The organism is Acinetobacter sp. UBA6526, assembly GCF_002434875.1.
Classification (GTDB): Bacteria; Pseudomonadota; Gammaproteobacteria; order Pseudomonadales; family Moraxellaceae; genus Acinetobacter; species Acinetobacter venetianus.
In genome coordinates this window covers 1-4,777 of the sequence record NZ_DJLC01000124.1, presented here as the reverse complement: position 1 = coordinate 4,777, position 4,777 = coordinate 1, and the positions used below count along the sequence as shown (strand labels likewise).

General features: G+C 37.5%; 5 protein-coding genes and 1 pseudogene. 2 read left to right on the top strand and 4 right to left on the bottom strand.

Annotated elements, in window-relative coordinates:
• The 3 genes from B4237_RS08315 to gloB all read right to left on the bottom strand — a co-directional run.
• On the bottom strand, positions 1-783 hold a 783-nt coding region (locus B4237_RS08315; RefSeq protein ID WP_286942651.1), incomplete at its 3' end, for an adenosylhomocysteinase.
• A 296-nt stretch (positions 784-1,079) separates the two neighbouring features.
• Complete coding sequence (locus B4237_RS08310) at positions 1,080-1,286, bottom strand: hypothetical protein (RefSeq protein ID WP_004878555.1); 207 nt, start codon at positions 1,284-1,286, stop codon at positions 1,080-1,082.
• A gap of 296 nt (positions 1,287-1,582) precedes the next feature.
• Positions 1,583-2,314, bottom strand: coding sequence for a hydroxyacylglutathione hydrolase (gloB, locus tag B4237_RS08305; protein ID WP_007479282.1), 732 nt, complete (start codon positions 2,312-2,314; stop codon positions 1,583-1,585).
• 369 nt (positions 2,315-2,683) lie between these two features.
• Here gloB and B4237_RS08300 point away from each other — a divergent pair, with 369 nt between their 5' ends.
• Together B4237_RS08300 and B4237_RS08295 are read left to right on the top strand one after the other, a co-directional pair.
• Complete coding sequence (locus tag B4237_RS08300) at positions 2,684-3,670, top strand: hypothetical protein (RefSeq protein ID WP_278596408.1); 987 nt, start codon at positions 2,684-2,686, stop codon at positions 3,668-3,670.
• Positions 3,664-4,530 (top strand): acetoin utilization protein, encoded by an 867-nt coding sequence (locus tag B4237_RS08295; RefSeq protein ID WP_007479278.1) that lies wholly within the window; start codon positions 3,664-3,666, stop codon positions 4,528-4,530. The genes B4237_RS08300 and B4237_RS08295 overlap by 7 nt, the downstream gene beginning before the upstream one ends.
• Before the next feature lie 143 nt (positions 4,531-4,673).
• Here the strand turns inward: B4237_RS08295 and B4237_RS17650 are convergent.
• Positions 4,674-4,777 (bottom strand): annotated as a pseudogene (locus tag B4237_RS17650) (hypothetical protein); the annotation flags it as partial.

Sequence of the window (4,777 nt, the reverse complement as noted above, 5' to 3'; positions counted from 1 at the left end):
ATCCATACATGCTTGCATTGCACAGATTGGATCAACTTCAGTCACACGAACGATCATGCCTTCTTGGCGTAAAGATTGAGCAGAACCTTTACCAACGTCACCGTAACCAATCACAAGCGCACGACGACCAGAAAGCAACATATCAGTCGCGCGTTTGATTGCATCATTTAATGAATGACGGCAGCCGTATTTGTTGTCGTTCTTAGATTTTGTGATTGAATCGTTGACATTGATTGCTGGAACTTTAAGTGAACCATCTTTCCACATTTCTAACAGACGTTGAACACCTGTCGTTGTTTCTTCAGTAATACCGTGAATACGTTCTAAAAGCGCAGGGTATTTTTCATGAACAAGTGCAGTTAAGTCACCGCCATCATCCAAGATCATGTTGGCATCCCAAGGCTGACCATTCACATTGATCTGTTGTTCTAAACACCAAACGTATTCTTCTTCAGTTTCGCCTTTCCAAGCAAATACTGGAACACCACTTGCAGCGATCGCAGCAGCAGCATGATCTTGAGTAGAGAAGATGTTGCAAGATGTCCAACGAACTTCTGCACCAAGCTCAACTAATGTTTCAATTAAAACAGCAGTTTGGATTGTCATGTGGATACAACCCAAGATTTTTGCGCCCGCAAGAGGTTTAGCAGCTGAATAACGCTTACGTAAGCCGATCAAAGCTGGCATTTCTGCTTCAGCAAGTTTGATCTCTTTACGACCGTAGTCAGCAAGGGAAATATCAGCAACTTTATAATCTGTAAATGAAGCATTCACCGCGTTCATCAGGATCTCCTAGAAAAAATAGTATGGATCATTCTGTTCGCGGATGCCGTTGTTGGTTAAAGCGAATGTTCAACCGATCGTCGAGCCTGGCAAATTGATCTTTAGTACCGATCACTTGTCGCAGCATCCCTCGACTAGGGCAATATAATACTTGGAAATCACTTTTGTTCCAATGTTATTTTTATGACAGATGGTCAGAAAATGAGAGATTGCAGCGAGGAAAGATAAAAGAAAAATTGTTAATCGTATTTTAGGGTTCCTTATCCTTTTGAAACCCTAATCAGCAAAATTTACCATTATGCTTTTAAATGATCTTCGAACTCTTCGCCAAGTTGCATGGCTAAAGCATTACCAGAAAGATCACAAGTCACCAAACCATATTCTTTTTTAAAACTAAAAGTAAAGCCACGATTGTCTGCTAAGTTTTTAACTGAATATCCTAATTTCTCTAACCAAATACGAAAAGCGACTAAATTTTTTGCTTTAACAACTCTGTTTTTCATAACAGAACTCCTTGTGAACTTGTAATTATTAATAAGGGTGTCTTGAAAATTTTTAAAGGGGTGATGCATATATTTATTTTTCGGCTTGTAAATATTGTAAAACTGAAGTAATCAAAAAAGATTGGCTTAAAAATTAGATTTTATATGTACTTGTATTTTAGTTATAAAATTAACATTGGTTGCAAAATAAGCAATTGCTATTGTTAAGTTTTTCGTATTTAAAGATGTAAAAAATAATTTCATTTTTCACTTTATTGCTAAAGTGAAAAATGAATGCGCAACATGTAATTTCTTGTTTAGAACTGATCTTTTAAACTGCGAATTCGAGCAAAGTCTTCAGCACTTTCTGTTCGCAGGAAAGGGTTGGTTTCTAGCTCTAATTCAATTGTACTTGGCAGTGTGATTTGCCCCGCATCTCTCAGTGCTTGAACTTCTCTAAAGCGCTCTTGCAACGCGACATTATGTGGTTCAACGGTTAAGGCAAACTCGGCATTCGCTAATGTATATTCATGTGTACAGTACACTTTGGTTTGAATAGGCAAAGCTGCGAGCCGATTGAGTGAATGATACATTTGCTCGGCAGTCCCTTCGAATAAACGACCACAACCCATTGCAAATAGAGTATCTCCACAGAATAAGCTGTCGATTTCTTCAATAAAATAGGTGATATGACCGAGAGTATGACCAGGAGTTGCAATAATCTCAATTTTGAGATGATTAAAGTGGAAATGATCATTGTTTTGTAATGGATTGGAAATTAAAGATATTTTACTTAGCTCATCACGAGGGCCATAAACAGGAATATTTTGATCTGCCAATAAGCCTGAAACTCCATCCGTATGATCGCGATGCCAATGTGTCAGCCATATTTGCTTTAATTGCAATTGATGCTCGGCGCAGAACTGTGTCACAAGATGTGCCTCAGTAGGATCAATTACAACAACTTCTTTGGTATGCGTATCTTCCAATAACCAAATATAATTTTTTAAGGCGTTTTTAACGTCAATTGCATGAATTTTATAATGCATAGCCGAATCCTAAATCTTTGTTTCAAGAGGTTATTGTGCGGCCAATTGTGAAATTTAACCGATTATATTAGTTTAAGTGTAAAAGATTCATAGTGCAAAAGCTGTAGGAGTTCGATGTGTTTTACTGACTTTTTAGGGCAGTATATGACGACTGAAATCAGCCATTATCTTTATGGTTGACAAGTGTAGTATTTTGAATAAAGATGATATAAAAGGTTTATAAGTTAATGATTTACATTCATCTTGACTCGAATAACAGATATTTAATTTAAGCTAAATAATTTAAAAGATTACAGTGAATAAGATAAGTATAGAGTGAATGCATAAGATCGAATGTAGGGAAATCATAAGAAGAAAGCGAGGGAAGTTATGTCTGATTTGGTAGATCATGAAGTTGTTGTTATCTTCAAAAAATATTTACACCCTTTGTCTGCCAAGCTTACCGAAATGTTGAATGAGCACTTTAGTCACCAAACTGAGCGTCGGGGCTGTGGTTATACTCAAGCAACACGGGTGATTGCAGAATTTGTTTCTCAACCGCGTGATCTGATCGGTTTTCAAGACTTTAGAATTTTTGAAGAATATGAAACCAAGGGTTTAAAGAATATTTTAAATCAAGCTTCTTTATATGGTTTGGAGCTAGGAACTTGGCGCAATTTGGACACGAATGCAGATGTGGAAACTTGCCTAGGAAAACTCAATCCGCAAGAAACATTTACACAAAATTTAAGACAGGAAGTTGATTTTCAAGCGACTTTAAGAACCTTGTATCAATATGCTGAACTTGAAGAAAGTATTTTAATTTGTCAGTTACTCGCGGATATTATTCTCCCGCAAGATGCTAAAAATTTAGAAATGATTGAGTGTGAGTCTTTGGAGGAAAAGCCAAAAGTAGGCTCATGTCCAATGGCGGAAAAATTCTTCTTACGTATTGCACATCATCGGTTACTCAGACAAGGTGAAATCAATATCTTTGTAGATGAGCAAGACCAGCCTATTATGATGGAAAAGATGAATATGGGTGACAATCACTCCTGTATCAGCTTAGTGCCGTTAATGATGAATGGGGTAAGGTTACCTGCAGGGAGTCTATTTTCTGCAAATTATGATTTAGATCACTTGGACAAACATCAGAATCAGCAATACAAAGGTTATGTCATTCCTATTTCACAAATGAACGGTTTTTGGTTTTTACGGTTAACCACTTTAGCTGTTTCTCCGCAAAATCGTGCGCGTGCATTTGGTTATCATTTTAAACAGCAAGTGGATAATGGGCTGTTCCGACCAGATACAACTGAGTTGAGCCAACTCATGGAAATTGCTCAAGATCAAATATGCGTAGGACATCCATGCTAAAAGCTTGTTATTCTCCGCGCTATTATGCTCAAACGCATACCAACAGCATGGAAAAATTGACCGCAGTTGCGGATGTACTGTATGAAAATAAAATGGTTGAGCTCATTGATCCTGGACTGATTGATGTTGAAATTTTAAAGAAATTGCACAATCCACAATATGTTGAAGCTTTTATCTCAGGTGAATCTGCTTTTGCGACAGTACAAGGGTTTAAACCTTGGAATACGCAATTACGTGATGCGATTTTATCCGTTCAGGCGGGGCAGTTATTGGGTGCAGAAATCGCATTAAATGAGGGTATTGCTGCAAATATTGCACAAGGTTTTCATCATGCAAGTTATGAGTCTGGTGCAGCATATTGCACATTCAATGGTTTAGCGCTGGTTGCAAAGCAATTCCCTGAAAAAAGAATCTTTATTTTGGATTGCGATCAGCATGGTGGTGATGGTACAGCAATTTTTACCAACCGAATGACCAATCTAGTCAACTTTGGGATTTTTGGTATCCGTTTCGGCTGTAAAGCGAATGAACGCAGTCTGACCCGATATATTCATCCAAAACAAGGTAATTTTGATCTCTATCGAGAAGCGATCTTTGAAGCGTTTAATTATGCTTCCCGTTGGGAGGCGGATCTTATAATTTATCAAGCAGGAATGGATTGTCATCAACTGGATAAATATGGTTCTAAATGGTTTACAACAGAGTTGTTGTTTGAACGAGATCGATTGGTTTTTGAAATGGCAAAAAAAATGAAAATTCCGATGTTGTTTGTATTGGCAGGGGGGTATCAGGAGCTTGAGGATTTAGTTCCATTGCATGTCAATACATTCAAGGCTGCGAACGAAATCTACTTTCCATAGGAAATTAAAATGTAAAAAGCACTCAAACAAGAGTGCTTTTTGATTGAGCTTGATTAACGTAATTTGGCTAACCAATCTCCAAGCATTTGAACCATCTGGACCAAAAGTAATAAAACAATAACTGTTAAAATCACAACACTAGTATCTCGCTCATTGAGATCTTTTGCATAATACACTTGTTTGCCAACATCAATTCTGAATAACGGTGGCTTTGCAACATACACGCAACCAGCTTCTACCAAACTTC

What these genes read in the sequence shown, in the direction of transcription:
- B4237_RS08310 (WP_004878555.1), bottom strand. Translation starts at nt 1,286, where the DNA reads ATGAAAAACAGAGTTGTTAAAGCAAAAAATTTAGTCGCTTTTCGTATT.
- gloB (WP_007479282.1), bottom strand. Translation starts at nt 2,314, where the DNA reads ATGCATTATAAAATTCATGCAATTGACGTTAAAAACGCCTTAAAAAAT.
- B4237_RS08295 (WP_007479278.1), top strand. Translation starts at nt 3,664, where the DNA reads ATGCTAAAAGCTTGTTATTCTCCGCGCTATTATGCTCAAACGCATACC.
- B4237_RS08300 (WP_278596408.1), top strand. Translation starts at nt 2,684, where the DNA reads ATGTCTGATTTGGTAGATCATGAAGTTGTTGTTATCTTCAAAAAATAT.